Origin of the sequence: Micromonospora sp. WMMD737, from assembly GCF_049179055.1 — a bacterium.
GTDB classification, from domain to species: domain Bacteria; phylum Actinomycetota; class Actinomycetes; order Mycobacteriales; family Micromonosporaceae; genus Micromonospora; species Micromonospora reichwaldensis.
In genome coordinates this window covers 3,384,340-3,408,794 of sequence record NZ_JBMHMH010000001.1, presented here as the reverse complement: position 1 = coordinate 3,408,794, position 24,455 = coordinate 3,384,340, and the positions used below count along the sequence as shown (strand labels likewise).

General features: G+C 73.8%; 21 protein-coding genes. 12 read left to right on the top strand and 9 right to left on the bottom strand.

Annotation, left to right across the window (positions count from 1 at the left end):
• The first annotated feature begins 191 nt into the window (after nt 1-191).
• Nucleotides 192-1,583 (top strand): cobyrinate a,c-diamide synthase, encoded by a 1,392-nt coding sequence (locus tag ACN27A_RS14540; protein ID WP_421453536.1) that lies wholly within the window; start codon nt 192-194, stop codon nt 1,581-1,583.
• On the top strand, nt 1,580-2,149 hold the full coding sequence (locus ACN27A_RS14535) for a GNAT family N-acetyltransferase (RefSeq protein ID WP_421453533.1): 570 nt from the start codon (nt 1,580-1,582) through the stop codon (nt 2,147-2,149). The genes ACN27A_RS14540 and ACN27A_RS14535 overlap by 4 nt, the downstream gene beginning before the upstream one ends.
• Nucleotides 2,150-2,203: 54 nt before the next feature.
• On the opposite strand, the gene ACN27A_RS14530 is transcribed toward ACN27A_RS14535, so the two are convergent.
• Entirely contained in the window at nt 2,204-4,336 is a 2,133-nt protein-coding gene (locus ACN27A_RS14530) for a transglycosylase domain-containing protein (RefSeq protein WP_421453530.1), read from the bottom strand.
• A gap of 121 nt (nt 4,337-4,457) precedes the next feature.
• Between ACN27A_RS14530 and cobC the strand changes: the two genes are divergently transcribed.
• From cobC to cobA, 3 genes are all read left to right on the top strand, one after another.
• Nucleotides 4,458-5,531 (top strand): Rv2231c family pyridoxal phosphate-dependent protein CobC, encoded by a 1,074-nt coding sequence (cobC, locus tag ACN27A_RS14525; protein WP_421453529.1) that lies wholly within the window; start codon nt 4,458-4,460, stop codon nt 5,529-5,531.
• Nucleotides 5,531-6,724, top strand: coding sequence for a nicotinate-nucleotide--dimethylbenzimidazole phosphoribosyltransferase (locus ACN27A_RS14520; protein WP_421458469.1), 1,194 nt, complete (start codon nt 5,531-5,533; stop codon nt 6,722-6,724). Before cobC ends, ACN27A_RS14520 begins: the two co-directional genes overlap by 1 nt.
• Nucleotides 6,725-6,806: 82 nt before the next feature.
• Nucleotides 6,807-8,093, top strand: a complete 1,287-nt coding sequence (cobA, locus tag ACN27A_RS14515; protein ID WP_421453526.1) for a uroporphyrinogen-III C-methyltransferase — start codon at nt 6,807-6,809, stop codon at nt 8,091-8,093.
• Between the two features lie 150 nt (nt 8,094-8,243).
• Here cobA and otsB read toward each other — a convergent pair whose 3' ends face one another.
• Together otsB and ACN27A_RS14505 are read right to left on the bottom strand one after the other, a co-directional pair.
• Nucleotides 8,244-10,805, bottom strand: coding sequence for a trehalose-phosphatase (gene otsB / locus ACN27A_RS14510; RefSeq protein WP_421458468.1), 2,562 nt, complete (start codon nt 10,803-10,805; stop codon nt 8,244-8,246).
• A gap of 38 nt (nt 10,806-10,843) precedes the next feature.
• On the bottom strand, nt 10,844-12,244 hold the full coding sequence (locus ACN27A_RS14505; protein WP_421453523.1) for an alpha,alpha-trehalose-phosphate synthase (UDP-forming): 1,401 nt from the start codon (nt 12,242-12,244) through the stop codon (nt 10,844-10,846).
• A gap of 332 nt (nt 12,245-12,576) precedes the next feature.
• Between ACN27A_RS14505 and ettA the strand changes: the two genes are divergently transcribed.
• From ettA to ACN27A_RS14485, 4 genes are all read left to right on the top strand, one after another.
• On the top strand, nt 12,577-14,253 hold the full coding sequence (gene ettA, locus ACN27A_RS14500; RefSeq protein WP_121399423.1) for an energy-dependent translational throttle protein EttA: 1,677 nt from the start codon (nt 12,577-12,579) through the stop codon (nt 14,251-14,253).
• 21 nt (nt 14,254-14,274) lie between these two features.
• On the top strand, nt 14,275-14,721 hold the full coding sequence (locus ACN27A_RS14495; protein WP_151457130.1) for an acyl-CoA thioesterase: 447 nt from the start codon (nt 14,275-14,277) through the stop codon (nt 14,719-14,721).
• Nucleotides 14,718-15,443 carry a hypothetical protein gene (locus ACN27A_RS14490; RefSeq protein WP_421453519.1) on the top strand — a complete coding sequence of 242 codons (726 nt, stop codon included), beginning with the start codon at nt 14,718-14,720 and terminating at the stop codon, nt 15,441-15,443. The genes ACN27A_RS14495 and ACN27A_RS14490 overlap by 4 nt, the downstream gene beginning before the upstream one ends.
• A gap of 149 nt (nt 15,444-15,592) precedes the next feature.
• On the top strand, nt 15,593-16,180 hold the full coding sequence (locus ACN27A_RS14485; protein ID WP_088998782.1) for a YbjN domain-containing protein: 588 nt from the start codon (nt 15,593-15,595) through the stop codon (nt 16,178-16,180).
• A gap of 91 nt (nt 16,181-16,271) precedes the next feature.
• Here the strand turns inward: ACN27A_RS14485 and ACN27A_RS14480 are convergent, their stop codons facing one another.
• The 3 genes from ACN27A_RS14480 to ACN27A_RS14470 all read right to left on the bottom strand — a co-directional run bounded on the left by ACN27A_RS14480 (nt 16,272) and on the right by ACN27A_RS14470 (nt 19,447).
• On the bottom strand, nt 16,272-16,661 hold the full coding sequence (locus ACN27A_RS14480) for a globin (RefSeq protein WP_192581484.1): 390 nt from the start codon (nt 16,659-16,661) through the stop codon (nt 16,272-16,274).
• Between the two features lie 97 nt (nt 16,662-16,758).
• A complete protein-coding gene (locus ACN27A_RS14475; RefSeq protein ID WP_421453515.1) occupies nt 16,759-18,162 on the bottom strand; it encodes an MFS transporter in 1,404 nt (467 codons plus the stop codon).
• A 232-nt stretch (nt 18,163-18,394) separates the two neighbouring features.
• Nucleotides 18,395-19,447 carry a mechanosensitive ion channel family protein gene (locus ACN27A_RS14470; RefSeq protein WP_421453512.1) on the bottom strand — a complete coding sequence of 351 codons (1,053 nt, stop codon included), beginning with the start codon at nt 19,445-19,447 and terminating at the stop codon, nt 18,395-18,397.
• 151 nt (nt 19,448-19,598) lie between these two features.
• Here ACN27A_RS14470 and ACN27A_RS14465 point away from each other — a divergent pair, with 151 nt between their 5' ends.
• Together ACN27A_RS14465 and ACN27A_RS14460 are read left to right on the top strand one after the other, a co-directional pair.
• Nucleotides 19,599-20,444, top strand: a complete 846-nt coding sequence (locus ACN27A_RS14465) for an alpha/beta fold hydrolase (protein WP_421453509.1) — start codon at nt 19,599-19,601, stop codon at nt 20,442-20,444.
• Nucleotides 20,445-20,844: 400 nt separating this feature from the next.
• The gene (locus ACN27A_RS14460; protein WP_132239323.1) at nt 20,845-21,402 is read left to right on the top strand and encodes an HNH endonuclease; all 558 of its coding nucleotides are present in this window, start codon (nt 20,845-20,847) and stop codon (nt 21,400-21,402) included.
• A gap of 34 nt (nt 21,403-21,436) precedes the next feature.
• Here the strand turns inward: ACN27A_RS14460 and ACN27A_RS14455 are convergent, their stop codons facing one another.
• The 3 genes from ACN27A_RS14455 to ACN27A_RS14445 form a co-directional block, all read right to left on the bottom strand.
• Entirely contained in the window at nt 21,437-22,285 is an 849-nt protein-coding gene (locus ACN27A_RS14455) for a class F sortase (protein WP_421453506.1), read from the bottom strand.
• Between the two features lie 12 nt (nt 22,286-22,297).
• The gene (locus ACN27A_RS14450) at nt 22,298-22,819 is read right to left on the bottom strand and encodes a hypothetical protein (protein WP_132239319.1); all 522 of its coding nucleotides are present in this window, start codon (nt 22,817-22,819) and stop codon (nt 22,298-22,300) included.
• Nucleotides 22,820-22,908: 89 nt separating this feature from the next.
• Entirely contained in the window at nt 22,909-23,364 is a 456-nt protein-coding gene (locus ACN27A_RS14445) for an Lrp/AsnC family transcriptional regulator (protein ID WP_132239317.1), read from the bottom strand.
• 179 nt (nt 23,365-23,543) lie between these two features.
• Between ACN27A_RS14445 and ACN27A_RS14440 the strand changes: the two genes are divergently transcribed.
• Nucleotides 23,544-24,443 carry a tryptophan 2,3-dioxygenase gene (locus ACN27A_RS14440; RefSeq protein ID WP_357578352.1) on the top strand — a complete coding sequence of 300 codons (900 nt, stop codon included), beginning with the start codon at nt 23,544-23,546 and terminating at the stop codon, nt 24,441-24,443.
• Nucleotides 24,444-24,455: the final 12 nt, after the last annotated feature.

Here is a 24,455-nt window from a genome sequence, read left to right as displayed (position 1 = left end):
AGGCACTCGCTTCGACAGCCCCCATCGCGGCCCCGGGCGGGGTGCCGGCGACTCCGCCCGGCGACGTCCGACACCGCCGGCGGGCCCGTTCGGCGGCGACCGCGCGGCGGCCGCTTCGGCTATCGTCACGCGGGCGGACCGCGCGGTCGGCCCGCCGCAGGTCCCCCCGCCGCCCCGCAAGGGAGTCGATGATGACCGTCGTGCCGCGCCTGGTGCTCAGCGCGCCGTCCTCCGGCCACGGCAAGAGCGCGCTGGCGATCGGGCTGCTCGCCGCGTTCGCCGACCGGGGCGTCGACGTCGCCGGATTCAAGGTCGGCCCCGACCGCGTGGACGCCGCGTACCTCGGGCTGGCCGCCGGCCGCCCCGGTCGGATCCTCGATCCCCGGCTGGTCGGCGCCGACCGGATCGCCCCCCTCGTCGGCCACGGCGCGGCCGGCGCCGGGCTTGCCGTGGTGCAGGGCAGCATGGGCCTGTACGACAGTCTCGCCGGCCGCCCGGAGAGCGAGTCGACGGCCGCCGTGGCCACCGCGCTGCTCAGCCCGGTCGTGCTGGTGGTCGACGTCGCGGCGACGGGGCAGTCGGTGGCCGCCCTGGTGCACGGCTTCCGGTCGTACGACGAGCAGCTCTGGCTCGGCGGGGTGATCCTCAACCGGGTGGCGTCCTCCCGGCACGAGAAGCTGCTGCGCGCGGCGCTGGACGACATCGGCGTGCCCGTCTACGGCGCGCTGCGCCGCCAGGACCTGCCGTCCGTGCTGCCCGCCCGCCGCTACGGGGCGGTGCCCGCGCTCGCCCGCACCGACGAGGCCACCCGAGCGGTCCGCCGCCTCGGCGAGGCGGTCGCCGCCACCGTCGAGCTGGACCGGCTGCTGGCCCTGGCCCGCTCCGCGCCGCCCCTGCCCGCGCCGCCCTGGACGCCGCAGCCCGGGCGGGAGGACGGCGGGCCGCGCCCGGTCGTCGCGGTCGCCGGTACGCCGGGCGGCAGCTACAGCGATCCCGAGACCGTCGAGCTGCTCCGGGCGGCCGGCGCCGAGGTGGTGACGGTCGACCCGCTGCACGACGAGGCGCTGCCCGCCGGCACCGGCGCGCTTGTCGTCGGCGGCGGGCTGCCCGAGTCGTACGCCGAGCTGCTCTCCGCCAACCGCCGGCTCTGCATCGCGGTCGCCGAGCTGGCCCGCACCGGGCGGCCGGTCGTCGCCGAGGGGGCCGGCCTGCTCTGGCTGGCCCGGGAACTGGACGGGCTGCCCATGTGCGGCGTACTCGACGCGGTGGGGACGCGCCGCGACGGCCTGGTGGTGGGCTACCGGCAGGCGACCGCGTTGACCGACAGCCTCATGGGGCCGGCGGGCACGGTGGTGGCGGGGCACAAGGAGCACCGCGGCGTGCTCACCCCGCGCGCCGGGGCACGGCCTGCGTGGAGTTGGGACGGCGGGGCGCCCGAGGGCTTCGTCTGGCGGGGCGTGCACGCCTCGCAGCTCACCCTGCACTGGGCGGCGTACCCGCAGCTGGCGGCCCGCCTCGTGGACGCGGCGGTGGCGGCGGCGGCCGACCCCGAGACCGCCCGGCCCGACGGGGTGCCCGCGTGATCGGTCAGGTGGCGGTCCGCCGCTTCCCGGTGCTGACCGTCTCCACGCCCCGCACCGAGGTACGCGCGCTGACCGGGGCCGACGCGGCGGCGGCCGACGAGGTCTTCGCCGACCGGCAGACCCGGCGGTGGCTGCCGCTGGCCGACACCTCCGGTCAGATCGACGGGCTGGCCTGGTGCACCGACCTGGCGCGGCAGCGGCGCGACAGCGGCGACGGCGACCACTACGCGGTGGTACGCCGGGAGGACGACCTGGTGGTGGGCTGCCTGTGGACGCGGCGCACCGACTGGGGCGCCCGGTGCACCGAGGTCTCCTACGCGATGGCGGCGCACGCGCGGGGCTTCGGCCTGGCGGCCGAGGCGGTCGACGCGCTCGCCATCGCGCTGATCCTCGAACACGGCTTCCAGCGCGTCGAGCTGCGGGTCGCTCCCGGCAACCTGGCCTCCCGCCGGGTCGCCGAGAAGGCCGGGTTCAGCTACGAGGGCCTGCTGCGCAACGCCGGCTTCGTCCGGGGCGGCCGGGTCGACCTGGAGGTCTGGTCCCTCGTCTCCGCCGACCTGCGCTGACCCGCCCCCGGCCCCCGGCGGCGCCGCGACCGGGCGGGGGCCGCGCGGCCCGGCTCAGCCGACGATGCGGTCCGACGGTGGGGTGAACTGGCGGGTGGGCTGGCCCTTGAGGCCGTCGCGGAGGGTCTGCGCCACCGCCTTGATCGGGATCTGCGACTGGCCGTCGCCTACCGCGTTGAACGGGTTGTCCGGGTCGGAGATGAAGCTCGCCGCCGCCAGCTCCGGGGTGTAGCCGACGAACCAGGCCGACCGGGTGCTGTCGGTGGTGCCCGTCTTGCCGGCCACCGGGCGGCCGACGGTGCCCCGCACGCTGTCCGCGGTCGACCAGCCGCCGCAGCTCCCGCGGGCCGGGGTGTCGCCGGTCGGGCAGCGGGCGGCGTCGGTGGCGGCGCGGGCGGCGTCGGCGTCCACCACCTGCCGGCAGCGCGGCTTGGCGACCTCGCGTTCGATCCCGGAGGCGGTCTTCCAGGTGGTCGGCGTGCCGTCCCGGTTGTAGATCGCCTGCACCGGGATCGCCTCGCAGTAGCGGCCGTCCGCGGCGATCGCGGCGTACGCGTTGGCCATCTCCAGTGGCGTGGCGTCGGAGACGCCGAGGGTGAACGCGCCCCACTGTTTCGCCTTGGCCGGGGAGGCGTGCTCCCGGTCGACGTCGGTGCGCCAACGCAGCCCGAGCTGCTCGGCCAAGCGGACCGCCTTGTCGGCGCCGACCTGTTCCTCCAGCCACACGAAGTACGTGTTCACCGACTTGCCGAAGCCGGACCACATGGTCTGGTTGCCGCTCATCGCGCCGCTGGCGTTGGACGGCGACCAACCGTCGTAGACCTCGGAGCGGTACCGGTGCGGTGCGTTGAACGAGGTGGACAGCGGCATGCCCGCGTCGAGCGCGGCCAGCATGGGGAACATCTTGAACGTCGACCCGGCCTGGTAGCCCGCCAGGTCGCCGCCGCCGAGCAGGGGCGCCACGGTGTTCGGGTAGTTCGCCTTGACCTTCGGCCCGGCCTCGGGGTTGGAGCTCTGCCCGTTCTCGCTCAGGTCCAGCGAGTACGTCCGGTTCACCGCCATGGCCTTGACCCGCCCGGTGCCGGGCTCGGAGACCACGATGCCGTTGGCGAAGGGGCTGCCGGTGTTCTCCTTGGTGCCGACGTTCTGCTCCGCCGCCGCCTGGATCTTGGGGTCGAGGCTGAGCACGATCCGGTAGCCGCCCCGACGCAGCTTGTCCAACCGCTCCAGCCGGTTCTCGCCGAACGCGGGCTGCGTGCTCCACCAGTTCTTCAGGTAGTCGCAGGCGAAGCCCCAGCTGTTCCACTTCTCGGGCACGGAGGCGCAGTCGTTCGGCGGGTACGTCAGCTTCAGCCGGATCGGCTCGGTCTTCGCCTGCGTGACGGCGTCCGGCGAGAGGTAGCCGAGCTGGGCCATCCGGTCGAGCACGTAGTTGCGCCGGCCGGTGGCGTCCTTCTGGTCGGAGCTGGCCGGGTCGTACTCGGACGGGGACTTGACCAGGCCGGCGAGGGTGGCCGCCTCGACGGGGCTGAGGTCCCTGGGGGCCTTGGAGAAGAAGATCTCGCTGGCCGCGTAGATGCCGTACGCGCGGTGCCCGAAGTACGCGGAGTTGAGGTAGCGCTCCAGGATGTCGTCCTTGCTGAGTTCCTTCTCCAGGTCCATCGCCATCCGCATCTCGCGGACCTTGCGCAGGCTGGTCTGCTGGGTGGCCTCCTGCACCTCCTTCGGCGTCTTCGCGCTGTCCCGCAGCGCCATCCGCACGTACTGCATGGTGAGCGTGGAGGCGCCCTGGGAGACGCCGCTGGAGCGGGCGTTGGCTACGAAGGCGCGGGCGACGCCCTTCGGGTCGACGCCCCGGTGCTGGTAGAAGCGGTTGTCCTCGGCGGCGACGATCGCCTGCTGCATGTTCGGGGAGATGTCGGCCAGCTTCGTGTACTGCCGGTACTCCTCGTAGAACATCGTCAGCACCGTCTTGCCGTCCGGCGCGTAGACGTACGACGTCTCGGCCGGCAGCGCGGTGGTGAGGATCTGGGTCTTGTGTTCCATGGCGTGCGCCGTGACCTTGGCGCCGAGGCCGGTGGCGGCGGCCACGGGGTACGCCACGGCGGCGACCACGATCCCGGCGATCAGTCCGGCGCGGAGGAGGGGAACGAGACGACCAGCGGCAGCAAGGGGTCGATTGCTCACACGCTCAAGTTATGACATTTCCGATTCGTACCTGAGAAATATTCATAAACGCCCGCGTGGTGACGCGGCCCACGCCGGGATCCGCTGTCCCGCGCGGCACCTTCCCGGCAGGATCGCGAACATGCGTGGTCAGCCGACCGGGACCCTCCCCGAACCCGACCTCACCCACCACGGCGACGCCGAGGTGGGGCCGGGACTCGTCGACCTCGCCGTCAACGTGCGGCGCGACGCGATGCCCGACTGGCTGGCCGACCCGATCACCGCCGCGCTCGGCGACCTCGCCGCGTACCCCGACCCGGGGCCGGCGCGCGCCGCCGTCGCGGCCCGGCACGGCCGCCCGCCGGCCGAGGTGCTGCTGACCGCCGGCGCGGCCGAGGGCTTCGTGCTGCTCGCCCGGGCGCTGGCCGGCGTACGCCGACCGGTGGTGGTGCACCCGCAGTTCACCGAGCCCGAGGCGGCGTTGCGCGCCGCCGGGCACCAGGTCGAGCGGGTGCTGCTCGACGCCGACGACGACTTCCGGCTCGACCCGGCCCGGGTGCCCGCCGACGCCGACCTCGTGATGATCGGCAACCCGACCAACCCGACGTCGGTGCTGCACCCCGCCGGCGACCTGGCCGCCCTGGCCCGACCCGGCCGGGTGCTGGTCGTCGACGAGGCGTTCGCCGACACCACCGTCGCCCCCGGCGTGACCGGCGAACCGGAGTCGCTGGCCGCGAGGCGGGACCTGCCCGGCCTGCTGGTGGTCCGCAGCCTCACCAAGACCTGGGGCCTGGCCGGCCTGCGCATCGGCTACCTGCTCGGCGAGGCGGACCTGCTGGCGCGGCTGGCCGCCGCCCAGCCGCTCTGGGCCGTCTCCACCCCTGCCCTGGCCGCCGCGTCGGCCTGCGCCACGCCCGTCGCGATCGAGGCCGAGCGCGCCATCGCCGCCCGGCTCGCCGCCGACCGCGACCACCTGGTCGCCCGCCTGTCGGCCCTGCCCGGCGTACGCGTCGCCGGCCGCCCGGCCAGCGCGTTCGTGCTGGTGCACGTCCCCGGGGCCGCCGACGTGCGGGTCGCCCTGCGGCAGCGCGGCTGGGCGGTACGCCGGGGCGACACGTTCCCCGGCCTCGGCCCGGACTGGCTACGCATCGCCGTGCGCGACACGGCCACCACCGACGCGTTCACCGAGGTACTGGCGGAGATCCTGGAGGCATGATGCTGGAGACCACGATCGCGGCGATCCGGCCGCCGGACGAGTCGGCGATGGCCGCCGCGCGCGAGTTGCAGGGGCGGCTGACCAAGCCCGCCGGCTCGCTCGGCGCCCTGGAGGAACTCTCCGTACGCCTGGCCGGCCTGGCCGGGCACTGCCCGCCGCCGCTGCCGGAGCCGGCCGCCGTCGCGATCTTCGCCGGTGACCACGGCGTGCACGCCCAGGGGGTGACGCCCTGGCCGCGGGAGGTCACCGCGCAGATGATCGGCAACTTCCTGGCCGGCGGCGCGGTGGTCAACGCGTTCGCCCGGCAGGCCGGCGCCTCGGTCACCGTGGTCGACGTCGGCGTGGCCACCCCGCTCCCGGCCACCGGCACCCCGGCGGGTGCCCCGCTCGCCGACGCCCCGGCGGGTGCCCCGCTCGCCGACGCCCCGGGGGGTGCCTCGGCCGCCGATGGCGCGCCGGCCGTTCCGCTCACCCGCTCCCCGGCGGAGAGCCTGCCGGCCCGCGACGCGCCCCGGCTGGTGGCGGCGAACGTCCGCCCCGGCACCCGGGACCTGGCGGTGACCGCCGCGCTCACCCGCGACGAGGCCCGCGCGGCCGTCGAGACCGGCATCCGGGTGGCCGACGAGCTGATCGACGCGGGCGCCGGCATCCTGCTCACCGGGGACATGGGCATCGGCAACACCACGCCGGCCGCCGCCCTGATCGCCGCGTTCACCGGCATCGACCCGGCGGAGACGACGGGTCGGGGCACCGGGGTCGACGACCCGACGTACGCCCGCAAGGTCGACGTGGTGCGGGCCGCGCTGCGCCGGCACGACCCTGACCCCGCCGACCCGCTGGGCGTGCTGGCCGCCGTCGGCGGGCTGGAGCACGCCGCGCTGGCCGGGCTGATCCTGGGCGCCGCCGCCCGCCGCACGCCGGTGCTGCTGGACGGGGTGATCGCGGTCGCCGCTGCCCTCGCTGCGGCGGCCCTGGCGCCGCACGCCGTGGCTGCCATGGTGGCCGGGCACCGCTCCGCCGAGCCGGGAGCCACGGTCGCGCTGCGCCGGCTGGGCCTGGAGCCGCTGATCGACCTCGGGCTGCGCCTCGGCGAGGGCACCGGCGCGCTGCTCGCGCTGCCGGTGGTCACCGGCGCGGTCCGGGTGCTGCACGAGGTGGCCACGTTCGACTCGGCGGGGGTGGCCGAGAAGTGAGCGACCGGAGCGAGCCAACCGACCGGCCCGCAGGCGTGTCGCGTTCCGCCGCTGCCACCGGCGTGCAGGGCGGGGCGGCGGCGTGAGCGGCAACCCGTACCCGCTCGGCCTGCGGCTCGCCGGCCGCCGGGTGGTCGTGGTGGGCGGGGGAGCGGTGGCCACCCGGCGGGTGCCGGCCCTGCTCGACGCCGGCGCGCACGTCTTCCTCGTCGCGCCCGAGCTGACCCCGGCGCTGCGCGCGCACGTGGACGCCGGACGGCTGCACTGGGCGCCGCGCCGGTTCGCCCCCGACGACCTGGACGGCGCGTGGCTGGTCCAGGTCGCGGTCGACGACCCGCTCGCCGCCGCGTCGGTCAGCGCCGCCGCCGCCGAGCGGCGCATCTTCTGCGTACGCGCCGACGACCGCGCCGCCGCCACCGCCTGGACGCCGGCGGTGACCCGGCACGGGCCGGTGACCGTGGCGGTGCTCGGCGGAGGCGACCCGCGCCGGGCGATGGCCGTCCGCGACGCCGTCCGCGCCCTCCTGGATGCAAAGAAGGGCCCCTTGTTGACGCCTGCGGTGGAGGAAGGGTCCCTTCCTTATCCGCAGGGTGGGCGGGTTGCGTTGGTGGGGGCCGGTCCGGGGGACCCGGAGCTGATCACCGTCAAGGGCTGGCGGCTGCTCACCGAGGCGGACGTGGTGGTCGCCGACCGGCTCGTCCCGGGGCTGCTCCTCGACGAGCTGCGCCCCGACGTCGAACTCGTGGACGCCTCCAAGATCCCGTACGGGCCGTCCCGGGGCCAGGAGGAGATCAACCGGATCCTCGTGGACCGCGCCCTGGCCGGGAAGTTCGTGGTACGGCTCAAGGGCGGCGACCCGTACGTCTTCGGCCGGGGCGGCGAGGAGCTGCTGGCCTGTGCGGCGGCCGGCGTGCCGGTGACCGTGGTGCCCGGCGTGACCAGCTCGATCGCGGCTCCGGCCGCGGCGGGCGTCCCGGTCACCCACCGGGGGGTGGCCCACGAGTTCACCGTGGTCTCCGGGCACGTCGCACCCGACTCGCCGGCCTCCCTGGTCCGGTGGGAGGCGCTGGCCGGGCTGCGCGGCACGCTGGTCGTGCTCATGGGGCTGAAGAACCTCACGGCGATCACCGCGACGCTGATCGCGCACGGCAAGCCGGCGGAGACACCGGCCGCCGTGGTGCAGGAGGCGACGACCGGGGCGCAGCGGGCGCTCCGCTCCACGCTCGGCGCGGTGGCCGCCGACGTGGCGGCCGCCGGGCTGCGCCCGCCCGCGGTGGTGGTGCTGGGGGATGTGGTCGACGCCCTCGCCGACGGGGCTGGTGTTGAGGGATTTCCGGGGAGCCCGCTCGCTCCGGGCGGTCAGGCTTGATCCCTCCGCGAGCGGGCTGCCCGGAAATCCCCGGTGGGCGTTGCCCGTAAGGCGGCTCGGGTTCGACCGGGTTGGGGTCTGATCCCGTGGGCCCAGCGACGGCGGCCGGAGACTCTGGGGAGTCTCCGGCCGCCGTTTTCGCTGGTCAGGTCACTGCTTGAGCATGTTGTCCAGCAGCAGGGCGCAGCGGATCAGGCCGAGGTGGCTGTAGGCCTGCGGGTGGTTGCCCAGCCCGCGCTCGGCCATCGGGTCGTACTGCTCGGGCAGCAGGCCGGTCGGGCCGGCGGTGTCCACCATCTGCGAGAACAGCTCCTCGGCGTCGGTACGCCGCCCGGTGCGCAGGTACGCCTCGATGAGCCACGCCGTGCAGATGTGGAAGCCGCCCTCCCGCCCGGGCAGGCCGTCGTCCCAGTGGTAGCGGTAGACGACCGGGCCGCTGCGCAGGTCCGCCTCGATCCGCAGGACGGTGGAGAGGAAGCGCGGGTCGTCGCCGGGGAGCAGGCCGGAGAGCCCGATCCACAGCGACGAGGCGTCCATCTCCTCGTCCCCGTACGCCACGCTGTAGGCCTCGACGGTCTCGTGCCAGCCGTACTCCAGCACGTTGGCGCCGATGCGGTCGCGCAGCTCCACCCACTCCGGCCGGTCCTCGCCGCCGTGCTGGCGCATGACGTGCAGCGCCCGGTCGACGGTCATCCAGCACATCACCTTCGAGAAGATGTGGTGCCGAGGGGGGAGGCGGGCCTCCCAGATGCCGTGGTCGGGCTCGTGCCAGCGGCGGCGGACCGCCTCGACCATGTTGTCGAGCACCCGCCACTCGTCCTCGCGGACGGAGCCGCGGGCGTCGGCCACGGCCGCGATCAGGTCCGCGATCGGGCCGAAGACGTCGAGCTGGAGCTGGTGGTTGGCGAGGTTGCCGACCCGGACGGGCCGGGAGCCGGCGTAACCGGGCAGGGTGTCGATGACCGCCTCGGCGCCCAGCTCGTAGCCGTCCACCGTGTAGAGCGGGTGCAGCCGCTCCGGGTGCCCGCCGGTGCGCTCGATGCACCCGTCGACCCAGCGCAGCAGCGCCTCGGCCTCCTCGATCGAGCCCAGGTCGACCAGGGACCGCGCGGTCATCGCCGCGTCCCGCAGCCAGCAGTAGCGGTAGTCCCAGTTGCGGACGCCGCCCAGCTCCTCCGGCAGCGAGGTGGTCGCGGCGGCCAGGATCGAGCCGGTGGCCTCGTGACAGAGCCCGCGCAGGGTCAGCGCGCTGCGGACCACCAGGTCCCGGGCGGTGCTCGGCAGCCGCAGGGTGGCCACCCAGTCCTTCCAGGGCTGCTCGGCCAGGGCCTGCCGCTCGTGGACCGGCAGCCGGTGGTGTTCCAGGCTGTGCGTGCCGAAGCGTAGCTCCAGCACGACCTGCCCACCGGAGGCGGAGAGGTCGACGACCGCCTTGGCCGTCTCGTAGCCACCGTCGTTGGTGACCTGCCACTCGACCCCGGGCGAGTAGAGCGCGACGGGCTCGTTGGAGCCGAGCACCAGCAGGCCGTCGCCGACCGGCTGCAACTGCACCGCGACCTGGCCGAACTCGGGCCGGGGCGCGAACTCCAGCCGGGCCCGGCCGGAGCCGGTGAGCACCCGGACCATCGTCGAGTCGCCGGTCACGACGGCCGGGCCGTCCGGCGTGGTCTCCCGGGCCGGCTTGTCGAGCCAGTCGGTGACGGTCAGGCCCGACCAGCGGGTCTCGACGGTCATCGTCCCCGAGCGGTAGCGCTGCCCGAGCGGGATGCCCCCGCGTTCCGGGGCCACGCTGAAGTGCCCGGCGGGGCTGCCGCCGACCAGGTCGGCGAAGATCGCCGCCGAGTCCGGCTTGGGGTGGCAGAGCCAGGTGACCTTGGCCTCGGGGGTGAGCAGGGCCACGGTCCGCCCGTTTGCCAGCATCGAGTGCCGCTCGATGGGGACCGCGCGCTCGCCGAAGAGCCAGTGCCGACGGGTCTCCAGCAGCAGGCCGAGGGCGCGGGCGGCCTCGATCGGCTCGGCGACCCGGTAGCCGGCCCGGGTGTCGCCGGGGCCGATCTTGATGCCGACGTCCGGGCCGTGCAGGTTGCCGAACGCGTTCTCGTCGGTGACGTCGTCGCCGATGAAGAGCACCGCGCTGGCCGAGAGCTGGGTGCGCAGCTGGTCGACGGCCGTGCCCTTGTGCGTGGCGACCACCGACAGCTCGATGACCTCCTTGCCCTGGGTGACCGTGACGTCGTCCCAGGTGGCGGGGCCGCTGCGGACCGCCTCGACGGCGGCAGCCGCGATCTCGGGCGCCACCCCGCGGGTGTGCACCGCGACGCTCGCCGGCTTGCGCTCCAGCCGGATGCCCGGGTGGGCCGAGGCGATCTCGCGCAGGGCGTCGCGCAGCCGGGTGCGGACCGCGATCAGCTCGGGGGAGAGCCGCTCGACGAAGCCGATGTCGAACTCGGAGCCGTGGCTGCCGACGAGGTGGACCTCGCTGGGCAGCCGGGAGAGGGCGGCCAGGTCGCGCAGGGCCCGCCCGGAGACCACCGCCACGGTGGTCTGGGGCAGGGCGGCCAGCGCCCGGACCGCCGCCACCGACTCCGGCAGCGGTACGGCCTTGCTCGGGTCCTCCACGATCGGCGCCAGGGTGCCGTCGTAGTCGCAGGCGATCAGAAGCTGGGGCACCCGGGCGATGCGGCCGATGGCCGCCCGCAGTTCCGGGTCCATCGTGCCGGCCGCCGGGGTGATGATCTCGCTGGCGGCGTTCACTCGTCCTCCGGTTGAGGCACACCGAGCTCGGTGAGGAAGGACTTCGCCCAGTGCCCCACGTCGTGGGTGCGAAGATGGCGTTGCATTGTCCGCATTCTGCGGCGTGCCTCCGGCTTCTCGACGTGCACGGCCCTCAGCAGGGCGTCCTTGACCGCGTCAGGGTCGTGCGGGTTACACAGGAACGCCTGACGCAGCTCGGTGGCGGCGCCGGCGAACTCGCTGAGCACGAGTGCACCGCCCTGGTCGGCGCGCGATGCGACGTACTCCTTGGCTACCAGGTTCATTCCGTCTCGCAGCGGGGTCACCATCATCACGTCGGCGGCGGCGTACATCGCGGCGAGTTCAGTGCGACTGTACGACTGATGCAGATAATGCACCGCCGGCACGCCGACCCTGCCGAATTCGCCATTAATCCGGCCGACCTCGCGCTCCACCTTCACGCGTAGTGCCTGGTAGTGCTCCACGCGCTCACGGCTGGGCGTGGCGACCTGCACCATGACCGCGTCGGGAACTGTCAACTTTCCGTCAGCCAGCAGTTCGCGGAAGGCCTTGAGCCGCAACTCGATGCCCTTGGTGTAGTCGAGCCGGTCGACGCCCAGGATGATCGTCTTCGGGTTGCCGAGCTCCTCGCGGATCTCCTTCGCCCGGGCCTGGATCGCCGGGTCGGCGGCCAGCCGCTCCATCTCCTTCGTGTCGATGGAGATCGGGAAGGCGCCGGCCTTCACCTGGCGCCCGTCGACCTGGATCATCTGCCCCTCGTAGCGCAGCCCGAGCAGGTGCCGGGCCAGCCGGACGAAGTTCTGCGCGGCGAGGCGCTGCTGGAACCCGACCAGGTCGGCGCCGAGCAGGCCGCGCAGGATCTCGGTGCGGAACGGCATCTGCATGAACAGCTCGATGGGCGGGAACGGGATGTGCAGGAAGAAGCCGATCCGCAGGTCGGGCCGCAGCTCGCGGAGCATCGCCGGGACGAGCTGGAGCTGGTAGTCCTGCACCCAGACCGTCGCCCCCTCGGCCGCGACCTCGGCCGCGGCCTCCGCGAAGCGGGCGTTGACCAGGCGGTACGCCTCACGCCAGCGGCGCTTGTAGGCGGGCGTCTCCACCGCGTCGTGGTAGAGCGGCCAGATCGTCGCGTTGGACTGGCCCTCGTAGTAGCGCTCCAGCTCCTCCGCGCTCAGCGGCACCGGGTGCAGCCGGATGCCCTCCAGGTCGAAGGGCTCGGGGGCGGCGCCGGTGCCGCCGGCCCAGCCGACCCAGGTGCCCTGGTGCTCGGCGAGGACGGGATGCAGTGCGGTCACCAGCCCTCCGGGGCTGCGACGCCACTGCCGTCCTTCGGGGGTGCTCACCTCGTCGACGGGTAGCCGGTTCGCCACTACGACAAAGGAGCTGCGGACGGTCACGTTCGGCCACCTCCGGGTGCTGACGGGTCAACCGCGAATGAGCGTACTGAGCGTAGCTGCGGCTTCTGGGGCCCCGTGCCGGAGTCACCTACCCTTCCCACGATGGTCCAACCCTTGGCGTGATCTTGTCGATACCCCTGCTCGGAAGCAGGGGTGGCGGGACGCGTCCGGGGCGTCGGGGGCGGGGTGATGTGGGCGCGACGCCGCGTACCTGTCAGGATTGACGATGGCGTGCGTGCGGCCGGGCCACCGGCCGGCGGCGGCGGGCGGAGGTCGGAGCCCGCGCCCGCGCCCGCCGAACCCAGTCGCAACCTACGGAGGTAGCCCGCACCGTGGCCCAGTACATCTACGTCCTGGAAAAGGCGCGCAAGGCGCACGGCGACAAGGTCGTGCTCGACAACGTGACGCTGAGCTTCCTCCCGGGGGCCAAGATCGGTGTGGTCGGCCCCAACGGCGCCGGCAAGTCCAGCCTCCTCAAGATCATGGCAGGCCTGGACCGGCCGAGCAACGGCGAGGCCCGGCTGATGCCCGGCTACACCGTCGGCCTGCTCGCCCAGGAGCCCCCGCTCAACGACGCCAAGACCGTGCTCGGCAACGTCGAGGAGGCGGTCGCCGAGACCAAGGCCAAGCTGGAGCGGTTCAACAAGATCGCCGAGCAGATGGCCACCGACTACTCCGACGAGCTGATGGAGGAGATGGGCAAGCTCCAGGAGGAGCTCGACCACGCCGACGCGTGGGACATCGACTCCAAGCTCGAACTGGCCATGGACGCGCTGCGCTGCCCGCCGCCGGACGCCGACGTCACCCAGCTCTCCGGGGGCGAGCGGCGCCGGGTGGCGCTGTGCAAGCTGCTGCTGGAGGCCCCCGACCTGCTGCTGCTCGACGAGCCCACCAACCACCTGGACGCGGAGAGCGTCTCCTGGCTGGAGCAGCACCTGGCCAAGTACGCGGGCACCGTCATGGCGATCACCCACGACCGGTACTTCCTGGACAACGTGGCCGGCTGGATCCTGGAGCTGGACCGCGGCCGGGCCGTCGGCTACGAGGGCAACTACTCCACCTACCTGGAGAAGAAGGCCGCCCGGCTGGCCGTCGAGGGCCGCCGCGACGCCAAGATGAAGAAGCGCCTCACCGAGGAGCTGGAGTGGGTCCGCTCCAACGCCAAGGCGCGGCAGACCAAGTCCAAGGCCCGCCTCGACCGCTACGAGGAGATGGCCACCGAGGCGGAGAAGACCCGCAAGCTGGACTTCGAGGAGATCCAGATCCCGCCGGGCCCGCGCCTGGGCAACACGGTGATCGAGGCGCACGGCCTGACCAAGGGCTTCGGCGACCGGGTGCTCATCGACAACCTGTCCTTCTCGCTGCCCCGCAACGGCATCGTCGGCATCATCGGCCCGAACGGCGTCGGCAAGACCACCCTGTTCAAGACCATCGTCGGGCTGGAGCAGCCGACGAGCGGCGACGTCCGGGTCGGCGAGACGGTCTCGCTGTCGTACGTCGACCAGAACCGGCAGGGTCTGGCCGGCGACAAGACGGTCTGGGAGGTCGTCTCCGACGGGCTCGACCACCTGATGGTCGGCAAGGTCGAGATGCCGTCGCGGGCGTACATCGCCGCGTTCGGGTTCAAGGGGCCGGACCAGCAGAAGCCGACCAAGGTGCTCTCCGGCGGCGAGCGCAACCGGCTCAACCTCGCGCTGACGCTGAAGATCGGCGGCAACGTGATCCTGCTCGACGAGCCGACCAACGACCTGGACGTGGAGACCCTCTCCAGCCTGGAGAACGCGCTGCTGGAGTTTCCCGGCTGCGCCGTGGTCATCTCCCACGACCGGATGTTCCTCGACCGGGTCGCCACGCACATCCTGGCCTGGGAGGGCGACGACGAGAACCCGGCCAAGTGGTTCTGGTTCGAGGGCAACTTCGAGGCGTACGAGAAGAACAAGGTCGACCGGCTCGGCGCGGAGGCGGCCCGTCCGCACCGGGTGACCTACCGCAAGCTGACCCGCGACTGAGCGCGCGGACCGCAGCCGATCATGAGCGACCGCTTCGTCTACCACTGCACCCTGCGGTGGTCCGACCTGGACGCGTACGGCCACATCAACAACTCGCGCTTCCTCACCCTCTACGAGGAGGCGCGGGTGGCGTTGATGTTCGCCGGCGGCCGGGCGTGGGGGGTGGGCTCGTTCGCCGACGGCGTCGTGATCAGTCGGCACGAGATCGACTACCTGCGCCCGGTCGAGTACGCCCTCGGCCGGGCCACCGCCGAGGCCGCCCCCACCGTGCGCATCGAGCTGTGGGTGGAGGAGATCCGGGGCGCGTCGTTCACCGTCGCCTACGAGCTCTTCGACGGCGAGGTGCTGGCCAGCCGGGCCCGTTCGGTGCTGGTGCCGTTCGATCTGACCCGGCAGCGGCCCCGACGGATCACCCCGGAGGAGCGGACGTTCCTGCTCACGTACGCGCCGCAGGGCGGGGTGGCGTGACGACGGCCGGCGGGCCCGTCGCCCCGGCGGGGACCGGTGGCGGCGGGACGGTCGCCGGCGGGCACGGGATCGCCGACGCGGCCGACGCGGGGGCCTTCCTGGCCCGTCTCGTCCGGTTGGACGGCGACGCGCCGGTCCGGCTCAGGTCGGCCGGCGCGACGGGCCGTACGGCCCTCTGGGGGCGTCTGCCGTGGGGCGTGCTGGTCGTCCGCACGGTGGCCGGCGACGGCCCCGGCGACGCCACGGTCCCGGCCCGCGAGTTGCTGGCCGAGCTGGCGGCGGGCGGCGCGGCCCTGCCGACGCGGCGGGACGAGCGGTGGCGGTGGCCGCTGCCGCCCGCGGCGAGCCGCCGGGTGGAGACGCTGCCGGGCGTGGAGCTGCGGCGGATCGCGGCGGCGGCGGCGGGAGCCCTGCGGGACGCCAGCACCCACGGCGTCGGCGGGCGCGCGGTGGGCCAGCGGGCGCTGCGGGACGCGCTGCTCGACCACGTGCCCGTGGTGGTCACCCCGGAGGACCCGCCGGGCGAGCCGGTCGAGGTGACCCAGCGGATGGTCCAGGGGTTGGTCCGGATGGGCTTCCTGGGAGCCGCCGAGGGGTCGGCCGGGACGGTGGGCGGGGACGACGTCCAGGTGCGAACGGTTGGCCGATGGGTCGGCCTGGTGGGACCGTACGGAGCGACATGGTCGCAGAAGGCCACCGAACTTGCCGTGCGGCCCCTCTGAATTCATCCGTTCGGCTGACCCTCGGTCATTCTTCTGTCCTGGGGCTGTCGTTGGGGGGGTGCTTCAACCCGGCTGTCCGGGTACCGTCCATCCTCGGATCCAACGCACCGTAGGCGAGTGGATCCGCTGGGGAGTGAGGTGCGCGAGCGATGCCGTGGTGGTCATGGCGCCCCGGTCCCGCCAACGGCGGCGGCGACCCGGAAAGGCGGAGCGGGGTCACAGTGGAGAGCACCGTCCGGGTCGGACCACCGACCCCCCGTCAGCCGGGAGACGACTGCCCGCCGACGGAGCGAGCCGTGATCGCGGACATGCCCGCCACGGTCGAGCCGGTCACCCTGCGCCGGGTCTGCGACGCACTCGACATGCTCGACGTGCGCTACCTGGCCGACGGCGACGGCAACCTGCTGGCCATGTGGGAGCGGCACGCCGTGCTGGTCACACTGGAGGGTCCGGAGGACGAGATCCTGGTGATGCGGGCCCGTCCACACGCGACGGTGCCGCCGGACTGGGCCGACCGCGCCTACCGCGTGGTCAACGAGTGGAACCACACCCGCCGCTTCTGCAAGGCCTACATCGGCGACCCGACCGAGCGTGGCCAGTTGCCGATCTACGCGGAGTTGCAGGTGCCGTTCGGTGCCGGAGCGCACGACGCGCTGCTGGTCGAGATGCTCGACTGCGGCGCGGCGGTCGCCACCAGCTTCGTGGACTGGCTGCACGACGAGGGCGCCCTGCTCTGAAGCGCCGGACGCCCGCCGGGCGATCCGGCGCCCGGGCGAACGGCGACGGGCCGCCCGGCACCCGAGGGACGGCCCGGTCAGGCCGACCGGGTCAGGCCGGCCCCGCCGGGTCCTCCATCGCGTTGACCATGAAGTAGGCGGCCCGCTCCAGGTAGTCCCACAGCGCGGTGGCGATCTCCGGCGGCAGGTCGAGCCGGTCCACGGCGCGGCGCATGTGCAGCAGCCACGCGTCCCGCTCGGCGGCGCCGATGCGGTAGGGCGCGTGGCGCATCCGCAGCCGCGGGTGCCCCCGTTGCGCCGAGTACGTGTTGGGACCGCCCCAGTACTGCATGAGGAACAGGGTCAACCGGTCCGCGGCCGGGCCCAGGTCCTCCTCCGGATACATGGGGCGCAGCAGCGGGTCGTCGGCGACCCCGGCGTAGAACTCGTCCACCAGCTTGCGGAATGTGGGCTCGCCGCCGACCGCTTCGAAGAGGGTCATCGACGCACCGGGACGGTCGGACTCACCTGCGGCATTCACCGTTCCATCCTGCCAGGTGCCACGTCGGGCGAGCGGGGGGTGCCGGCTGTGGACCGGGTCACCGCGTGCCGCCGCCGTCCCGCCTCGCCGGGGTGACCGCCCAACGGGCCGCCGGCCCGCCGGACCGCTCCTCCGCGGGTCGCCCCGGCGCGCCCGCCGGGCCGGCTGCCTGCCGGGGGGCCGCTCCGCCCGCCTGCTGGGCCGCCTCGATCGCCGCGTCGATCGTCGACCGGCTCGGCCAGCGCAGGGCGGCGAGCGTCATCAGCAGCACCCCGACGGCGCTCCACACCCCGACCACGAGCGGGATGGAGTATCGCTCGGCCAGCAACCCGGTGACCAGGACGGCCATGCCCTGGATGACCTGGACGCCGGTCGCCATCACGCCGAAGGCGCGGGCCCGGAAGCCGTCGGGCAGCGCCCGGACGAAGAGCCCGTTGGCCACCGGCAGCATGCCGGCGACGGCGAACCCGCAGGCCGCGGCGAGCAGCGCCACCACCAGGGGCGGCGGATCGAGCAGGGCGGGCACCAGGGCCAGCGGGGAGAGCACCGCCAACGGCCGCATCAGGCTCAGCCGGCGGTCCGGCCCGAACGCCCGGCTGACGACGAGGCCGCCGAGGATGAAGCCGACGGGGTTCGCCGCCATGATGATCGCCTGCGCGGCGCCGGCGTCCAGCTGGCCGGCGTGCTCGCTCGCCCAGGCGGCGGCGAGGCCCTCCGGCACCACGGAGAAGAGCATGGCGGCGAAGACCAGCACGGCGATGGCCCGCAGCACCGGGGTGCCGAACACGATCTGGAAGCCCTGCGCGGTCTCCCGCAGCAGGTGGCTGCGGTGCGCGGCGGTCATCGCCGTCGGCCGGTCGGCCACGCCGAAGCGGACGAGCGCGGCCGACAGGGCGAACGTCGCCGCGTTGACCAGGAGTGCGGTGGTCGGGTTGAAGGCGGCGATGGCCGCGCCCGCCAGGTAGCCGACGACCTGGGCGGCCTGCCCGACGCTGCTGATCATCGAGAGCCCGACCACCAGGCGGTCCCCGGTGAGGACCAGGGGGATCAGCGCCGACTTGGCGGCCTGGCTCGGTGGGTTGGCCAGCGTGGTGGCGAAGAGCAGGGCCAGGATCATCGGGACGGGCACGCCGGGGATGGCGATGCACACCATCAGCACCATCCGGACGAGGTCGCAGATCACCATGACCTGCCGGTAGCGGTGCCGCTCCGCGAGGGTGGCGAGCAGGGGGCCGCCGACCAGCCAGGGCAGGTAGCTCACCGCGAAGGCGGCGGCCGAGAGCGCGACGGACCGGGTCTCCTCGTAGACCAGCAGGGTGACCGCGGCCTTGGCGATGTAGTCGCCGATCCAGGAGAGCGCGCTGGCCGTGAAGATGGCGCCGTATTCGCGGTTGGCGAACACCTCGCGGAAGGTTGCCGGCCCTTCCGGGGATGGTCGCTCGTCAGGCACCGTCGCCTCCATCGTTCCCCTGAGCAGGCCACTCGTGATGGACGGCCCGGGAACCGTCGTCAGATCCACGGATCAGCGAGGACGTGATCACGCTCCGGGGGAGCGCGTTGCACCGGATTTTGCCCGATCGTCCGACGAGTGGCTAGGGCGAAGGGGTTGATCGTCGCATCTCCGACTGAACGAACGGACGATACCCGAGGGGCCACCCGGCTCGCGACCCCCGCCGCCCGGCGTTCTGGGAGCCTCAGGTGGCGCCGCCCTGACCGGTCTCGCCGGGGGTGGAGACCGGCATGCCGGGGTAGAACCGGGCGGCGGCGATCTTCGCGGTGATGCCGGAGTTCTCCAGCGCCTCGGCGAGCCGGCGACGCAGCTCCCGGCCGACGGCGAACTGCCCGTCCGCGGTCGTCTTGACCACCGTACGGATCACCGCGCCGTCGACGGTCATCTGCTCGACGCCCAGCACCTCCGGCGCCTCGACGATCTCCGGCGCCAGGTCGGGGTCGATCGCCACCGAGGCGGCGGCGGTACGCAGCACGGCAGTGGCCTCCTCCGTGCCGGCGAAGCCGATCGGCAGGTCGACCACCACCAGGGCCCATCCCTGGCTCTTGTTGCCCACCCGGACGATCTCGCCGTTGCGGATGTACCAGAGCACGCCCCGCCCGTCGCGGACGGTGGTGACCCGCAGCCCGACCGACTCCACCACGCCGGTCGCCTCGCCGAGGTCCACGGTGTCGCCGACGCCGTACTGGTCCTCGATCAGCATGAACAGGCCGGCGATCAGGTCCTTGACCAGGCTCTGCGCGCCGAAGCCGAGGGCCACGCCCGCGATGCCGGCGCTGGCCAGCAGCGGGGCCAGGTCGAAGCTGAACTCCTTGAGGACCATCAGCAGCGCGATGCCGAAGATGAATGCGGTGCTCAGGCTGCGCAGCACCGAACCGATCGCCTCGGCCCGCTGCCGGCGCCGCTCGGGAACGAACTCGCCGGGCTCGACGGCGGCGGTGGGGATCCGCTCGCGCAGCGGACGCAGCATGGTCGGCACGCCCGCGTCGGTGGTGGTGCGCACCAGCCGGCGGATCGTGCGATGCACCAGCCACCGGGCGGCGACCGCCAGCAGCAGGATCATCACGATCCGCAGCGGCTTGAGCAGGATCCAGTAGCTGCCCTCGGCGAACCACACCGAGCCGGTCATGTCGTAGACGCTCTTGCACAGGGCGTCGTCCAGGCAGGTCGGCGACGGAGCCGGGTCCGGCGCCTCGACGGCGGGCAGGGCGAGCGGCGTCAGGCTGGCAGCGGTCACGCTGTCTTCGTACCGCACCCGGCGGGGCCCCGACCCCCCGACCCTCCGCGTCGTGACCCGGCCCCCGGGTGGCGCGTGCCGCCCGGGTGCGGTCGCACCGGTCAGGTCGCGCCCTTGAAGTACGAGGTGACGGCGCAACTATCATGATCAAATGACAGCTTCCACCTTCGTCTTCGTGCCCGGTGCCGGCAGCAACTCGTTCACCTGGGCGCCCATGCAGCGGGAGCTGGCCCTGCGCGGGCACCGCTCGCTGGCCGTCGACCTGCCCGGGCACGGCTTCGGCGCGACGTTCCCGGCGGCGTACCAGGCCCCGCAGGACCTCGCCGCCCTGGCGACCGCGCCGAGCGCGATGGCCGGCATCGGCCACGCCGACAACGTGGCGCACGTCCTGGACGTCGTGCGGCGGGCACGCGAGCACGGACCGGTCGTCCTGGTCGGCCACAGCCGGGGCGGGCTCACCCTGACCGGGGTCGCCAACGCCGCCCCGGAGCTGCTGGACCGGCTGGTCTACATCTCGGCGTGGTGCTGCGCCGCCGACACCCCGGCCGGCTACCAGGCCTCGGCGGAGAACGCGTCGAGCGCCCTGAACGGCGTCGGCGGCCTGCTCGCCGCGAACCCGATGGAGCTCGGCGCGCTGCGGTTCAACTGGCGTACCGCCGACCCCGCGCTGCTCGCCACCCTCCGGGAGGCGGTCCTGGCCGACGGCACCGACGACGAGTTCCACGGCTACCTGAACACCCTGGAGCCGGACGAGAGCCTGGACGCCGGCGAGGAGCGGGCCGACCCGCAGACCTGGGGCCGCGTCCCCCGCACCTACCTGCGGCTCACCGCCGACCGGTCGATGCCGATCGCGCTCCAGGACCGGTTCATCGCCGACGCCGACGCGCTCACCCCCGACAACCCGTTCGACGTGTGGTCCCTCGACGTCAGCCACGCCGCGGTGCTCGTCCGTCCCGGGGAGACCGCGGCGCTGCTCTCCTCCCTGGCCCGGGTCTGACGGAGCGGCGGGCCGATCGACGCCCGGCGCGGCCGACGATGCGCGCGGGAGGTCGCAACCGGCGGTGCCGAATTGATCAAGTCATCGTGACCGCGTTCATCGGCTTCAATGCGTAAACATGATCATCCGGGCCCGTAATGCGGCGCGTGGAAATGGGCGGCGGGTGCCGGGTGGCGAGCGGCGCCGGAGAGGTCCGCCCCTGCTCAGGGGCGGATCTGCCCGTTTCCGGGTGATGCCTGGCCGGCTTCCGACATTAGTGCGTGCAATCCGGGAGCCGATCAGGGACGATGGGCGCACGGACGTCGGTGATCCGGCCGGCGTCGGCCGTGGTGGGCGACTGCGCCCGTTTCCGGTCGGCGGTGGCGAGCAGGGGGGCCGCTGAACCGGGAGGGTGAACGCGATGCCTGACATACGACCCACGGTGGGCTCCGGTGCGCTGGTCCTCAACGCCACCTACGAGCCGCTGTGCGTCGTGTCGGTGCGCCGCGCCGCCATTCTCGTGCTCTCCGCCAAGGCGGTCTGCGTCGCCGACGGCGACGGCATCCTGCACAGCGCCCGCGACGCGCTGCCGGTGCCGTCGGTCGTCCGCCTCACCCGCTTCGTACGCGTGCCCTACCGCACCCACGTCGGGCTCTCCCGCCGCGCCATCTTCGCCCGGGACGGCTGGCGGTGCGCCTACTGCCGGGGCCCCGCCGAGACCATCGACCACGTCTTCCCGCGCAGCCGGGGCGGCCGGCACGCCTGGGAGAACGTCGTCGCGGCCTGCGCCCGGTGCAACCACACCAAGGGCGACAAGACGCCGGCCGAGCTGGGCTGGCGGCTGCACGCGCTGCCGGCGGCCCCGAAGGGCACCGCCTGGCGGGTGCTCGGCCACCGGGCGCCGGACCCCCGCTGGTCCGACTGGCTCGACCTGCGCGAGCCCGAAGGCCGCCTGAGCCGGGAGCCCGAGGCCGCCTGACCCGTCGCCCGCACGCGGCGCGCGGGCGGGCAGGTCACGTCGTGCGCGCCCGGACCAGGGACGCGAAGACCACCACGTTGTCGGCGTACCCGGTCTGCCCGCCCACCCAGCGCCCGCCGCAGGTGATCAGGCGCAGCCGGGGGCGGTCGAAGTCGCCGAAGACCTCGTCGACAGGCAGCCGGTCCTTGTCGAAGCGCTCGACGGAGTCCACCTCGAAGACGGCCACCGAGCGGTCCTGCCGGGCGACCTCGATCCGGTCGCCGTCGTTCAGGTCCCGCAGCCTGTGGAAGACCGCCGGCCCGCTGGTCGTGTCGACGTGCCCGACGATCACCGCCGGGCCGTACTGCCCGGGGGTCGGGCCCTGGTCGTACCAGCCGGCCTCCTGGGCGCGGGCGGCGTCCGGCACCGCGATGCTGCCGTCCGGGGCGATGCCGACGCCGTGCACGGGCGCCCGGACGTCGATCGGGCCGATGGCGATGCCGACGGGCCGGCTGGCGGGCAGCACCGGGAACTCCTTCGGCGCGGGCCGCAGCCCCGCGAGGAACCGCTCCGGCAGCACGCTCACGCCGGCGATCCGCTCCACGCCGAGCATCGTGACGATCAGCGCCATCAACGTCCCGATCACCAGCACCGGCAGGCCCGGCCCCCGCCCCGGGGCCAGCCGGCGGCCGGCCGGGATCCGGCGGTACCGGGGCCGGGCGGGCAGCGGACCGGCGGCCGGGTCGGTCGTGGCGACGCTCGCCGACACCGCCTCCCCGGCCACCCGGCGCAGCCGGCGGGCGGTCGCGGCCGCCGCCCGGCGGGACGCCCGCAGCGCCCGCCGGGTGGTCGCCCGGACCCGGCCCGGATCCGATCGCCTGGTACGCCTCAGGGAGCCGGCCATGGCGACGGCGGGTCAGGAACCGGACCCGGTCCGGCGGCGGTTGCCGAAGAAGCCGAAGCCCACGGCCAGGGCCACGACCGCGAGGCCACCGATCATCAGCATCGAGCCGGTGCCCGAGGCGCCGGCGGTGCCGCCACCCCCGGTGGCCGGGCCCTTGCTCGGCTGCTCCATGTTCAGCACCGTGAGCGTGGTGGTCGCGGTCTTGCCGTTGTCGCACCGCAGGTCCACCGGGTAGTCGCCGGGCTCCTTGCTGCCCGGGATGGTCACCTGGCCGGTCAGGAAGCCGTTGTCCGGCCGCAGCATCACCCGCCCGAAGGCGTCGGAGTGCACGTCGGCCTGGCGGTTGTTGGCGTTGTCGCAACCGGCCCGGATGCTGACCCGGGTGCCGGCCTGCGCGCTGTTGGGCACCACCTCGACGAATGTGTTCTCACCCGCCCAGGCGGGTGCGAGAGTCGTCAGGACGAAGGCCCCGACCAGCCCCAAGACGGTCAGAGCGCGGGTCAGGGCACGTTGGAACGCTGTGAGCACCGGCATGATCCCCCCTTCCGGTGACGATCACCGGAATCCTCCCCGGGCAACAGGGGCCTGCTTTCCCGCTGGCCGGGGGGCAAACCCGGGGCGGGTCAGCGCTGCCGGTCGGCGGGGGGCAGCGGGGTGACGGGCTGCCATTCCAGCGGGGTGGAGAGCACCATCGTGCTGGACGGCTGGCCGTACGGGGCGAGCCGGTCGATGACGCCCTCGAAGTCGCCGATCGACCCGGCGGCCACCTTGAGCATGCTGCACGCGTCGCCGGTGATCCGGTGGATCTCCAGGATCTCGGGCCAGCCCGCCACGTCGGGGTCGTGCAGGATGCACCGCGCCCCGTAACAGGACATCCGGATCAACGCGACCACGGTGCGGCCGGCCCGGGTCAGGTCGACGTGGGCGTGGTAGCCGGTGATCACCCCGGACTCCTCCAGCCGGCGCACCCGCTCGGCGACGGCCGGCGGCGACAGGTGCACCCGTCGGGAGAGTTCGCTGAAGGAGAGACGTGCGTCGGCCTGCAGTTCCTTCAGCAGCGCCCAGTCCATGTCGTCCATGAGGCGACCTTACTTTCTCGAAGCCGAATCCGGCTCATGCCTTCTGCGTCGCAGGTCAGACGGGGTGAGCGCCGTTGATCCGGCATTCCATCCGGGGGTTCCGCCGAGAGATCATGTCGACATCCCGAAAACGGCCGACCGTCGGCCGTCCCGGGTGACGGAGCAGAGGGAGGCCACGGGTGGAGCAGACGGACGTGCGCGTACCCGCCAAGGCGGCGGTGCGCCCGGTGACCCCGCGGCAGCGCGCGGCCCGCGCCGCCCGCAACGGCGGCGAACCGACGCTGGAGTTCGCCGAGCGGGTGCCGTACGACGCGTACGTGCACGCCAGCACGCTGCACCAGTTGCAGCAGCCGCTGAGCGACGACCCCGGCGAGATGTCCTTCCTGATGGTCAGCCAGATCATGGAGCTGTACTTCAAGCTGACCTGCCACGAGCTGCGCGAGACGCAGCGGCTGTTGCGGGCCGACCGGGTGTGGGACGCGCTGGCCCCGCTGCGCCGCGCCGCGCTGCACCTGGAGGGGCTGAACGCCGCCTGGAACGGGCTGCGCTGGATGACCCCGGCCGACTTCAACCGGTTCCGCAACCTGCTGGGCGAGGGCTCCGGCTTCCAGTCGGCGATGTACCGCCACCTGGAGTTCCTGCTCGGCCTCCGCGACGAGACGCTGATCCGGCCGTTCCGGCGGCAGACCGACGTCCACGCCGAGCTGCGCGCCACCCTGGCGGCGCCGAGCCTCTGGGACGACGTGGTCGCCCTGCTGGCCCGCCACGGCCACGACCTGCCGGCCGACCTGCTCGACCGGGACGTCAACGCCGAGCACCAGCCGCACGCCGCCGTGGAGGCCGCCTGGGTGCGGATCTACGCCGAGCCCGGGCCGGAGAACCACCTGCGGATGCTGGGCGAGGCGCTGACCGAGGTGGCCGAGCAGTTCGGCGACTGGCGGCAGCACCACGTCAAGGCGGTGCAGCGCACAATGGGCGCCAAGGTGGGCAGCGGCGGCTCCGCCGGACTGGCGTGGTTGCAGCGGAGCATGGCCCGGGTGGTCTTCCCCGAGCTGTGGTCGGCCCGGACAGCGATGTGACCCGAGAGCGAG

Excerpts from the sequence above, each read along its gene's own strand:
- ACN27A_RS14465 (WP_421453509.1), top strand. The coding sequence starts at position 19,599 with ATGACAGCTTCCACCTTCGTCTTCGTGCCCGGTGCCGGCAGCAACTCG.
- otsB (WP_421458468.1), bottom strand. The coding sequence starts at position 10,805 with ATGGACCCGGAACTGCGGGCGGCCATCGGCCGCATCGCCCGGGTGCCC.
- ACN27A_RS14450 (WP_132239319.1), bottom strand. The coding sequence starts at position 22,819 with ATGCCGGTGCTCACAGCGTTCCAACGTGCCCTGACCCGCGCTCTGACC.
- ACN27A_RS14485 (WP_088998782.1), top strand. The coding sequence starts at position 15,593 with ATGCCGTGGTGGTCATGGCGCCCCGGTCCCGCCAACGGCGGCGGCGAC.
- ACN27A_RS14475 (WP_421453515.1), bottom strand. The coding sequence starts at position 18,162 with ATGGAGGCGACGGTGCCTGACGAGCGACCATCCCCGGAAGGGCCGGCA.
- ACN27A_RS14520 (WP_421458469.1), top strand. The coding sequence starts at position 5,531 with ATGCTGGAGACCACGATCGCGGCGATCCGGCCGCCGGACGAGTCGGCG.
- ACN27A_RS14540 (WP_421453536.1), top strand. The coding sequence starts at position 192 with ATGACCGTCGTGCCGCGCCTGGTGCTCAGCGCGCCGTCCTCCGGCCAC.
- ACN27A_RS14455 (WP_421453506.1), bottom strand. The coding sequence starts at position 22,285 with ATGGCCGGCTCCCTGAGGCGTACCAGGCGATCGGATCCGGGCCGGGTC.
- ACN27A_RS14480 (WP_192581484.1), bottom strand. The coding sequence starts at position 16,661 with ATGACCCTCTTCGAAGCGGTCGGCGGCGAGCCCACATTCCGCAAGCTG.
- ACN27A_RS14495 (WP_151457130.1), top strand. The coding sequence starts at position 14,275 with ATGAGCGACCGCTTCGTCTACCACTGCACCCTGCGGTGGTCCGACCTG.
- ACN27A_RS14460 (WP_132239323.1), top strand. The coding sequence starts at position 20,845 with ATGCCTGACATACGACCCACGGTGGGCTCCGGTGCGCTGGTCCTCAAC.
- cobC (WP_421453529.1), top strand. The coding sequence starts at position 4,458 with ATGCGTGGTCAGCCGACCGGGACCCTCCCCGAACCCGACCTCACCCAC.
- ACN27A_RS14445 (WP_132239317.1), bottom strand. The coding sequence starts at position 23,364 with ATGGACGACATGGACTGGGCGCTGCTGAAGGAACTGCAGGCCGACGCA.